At 59.6% G+C, this 1,366-nt stretch carries 1 protein-coding gene; it reads left to right on the top strand.

The window, feature by feature from the left end; genetic code table 11:
* Positions 1 to 70: 70 nt before the first annotated feature.
* A protein-coding gene (locus GTP27_RS23205) for an IS3 family transposase (protein WP_229634309.1) occupies positions 71 to 1,329 on the top strand; the annotation gives its coding sequence in 2 pieces (ribosomal slippage) (positions 71 to 410 and positions 410 to 1,329; 1,260 coding nt in all).
* Positions 1,330 to 1,366 lie beyond the last annotated feature (37 nt).

The following is a 1,366-nucleotide window of genomic DNA, read 5'->3' as shown; positions in this document are numbered from 1 at the left end:
TGAGATAGCCCCTTGAATCACCGGACACAGCCTATGCGTTATTCTTACGGATAGGAATAGGACTGTGCATATGACTAGGAACAAGCAAACAATCGAAGTAGTGACCGTGAGCCAGGAACGCCGCCGGCGCTGGTCTGCCGAGGAAAAGGCGACGCTGGTGCGCGAGACGTACGAACCGGGCATGAGCGTATCGCTGGTCGCGCGCAAGCATGGCGTGGGCGCCAGCCAGCTGTTCAATTGGCGCAAGCTTGAACGCGAGGGTGCGTTGACGGCCGTCAGTGCTGGTGAATCTGTGGTGCCCGCCAGCGAACTGGCAGCCGCTCGCGCCCAGATCGCGCAGTTGCAACGGATGCTGGGCAAAAAGACGATGGAAGCGGAGATCCTGAAGGAGGCCGTGGAGTTCGCTCGCGAAAAAAAGTGGATTGCGCGCTCGCCCTTGTTGGACAAGGACGGCCAGTGAAGGCGGTCTGTTCGGCGCTGGGCGTTGCGCGCTCGAATGTGTGCACCAAGGCGACGCGCCCGTGCGACTGGGTCGACGGGCGTACCGTGCAGACGTTCCACCAGCCTGCTGATGCCATCCTGGTCGGCGCAGTGCGTGCCGAAATCACAGCGCTGCCGACGTACGGCTATCGTAGGGCCGGCGCTCTGGTGAATCGAACGCGCGCCTTGATGGGGCTGCCGTCGATCAACCACAAACGATTTTATCGGGTGATGAAGGAGCACCGCCTGTTGCTGCCGAAGGCGCCCAAACGCCGCGTCAGCAGTCGCGTTCATGATGGCGTTGTTGCGGTGGCTGAGCCGAATCAGCGCTGGTGTTCGGACGGTTTTGAGATCTCTTGCAACAACGGCGAGGTCGTGACCGGTGTGTTTATGAAGGACTGCTGTGACCGGGAAATCATCGCATGGCGCGCATGGGCCGACCGTGGTCTGCCGGGAGAACCCGTACGCGACATGCTCGTTGAAGCAGTCGAAGCCCGCTTTGGCGGGACCAACATCGGCTCGACGAAATTGGAGTTCTTGAGCGACAATGGCGGCGCCTATCGAGCCCATGAAACGCATGCTTTGGCACGCGAAATGGGACTGGAGCCGATTCATACGCCGGTGTGTAGCCCGCAGTCGAACGGGATCGCGGAAAGCTTCGTGAACACCTTTAAGCGGGACTACGTGAGCATGATGGACCGCAGCAGCGCCGAAATCGTGCTCGCCCAACTGCCTGACGCATTTACGCATTTCAATGAGGTTCATCCGCACTCGTCGTTAAAATTGAAATCACCTCGAATGTTCAGGAGGGAGCTGCTGCGCCGAGCTCAGGAAAGCGGCGTTAATTAAGCGATAGGATGTGTCCGGTCATACGGGGGCAAGATCA

This window comes from Duganella qianjiadongensis (genome assembly GCF_009857915.1).
In the GTDB taxonomy this organism is placed as follows: domain Bacteria; phylum Pseudomonadota; class Gammaproteobacteria; order Burkholderiales; family Burkholderiaceae_D; genus Rugamonas; species Rugamonas qianjiadongensis.
This window is presented reverse-complemented; position numbering and strand designations above follow the sequence as displayed.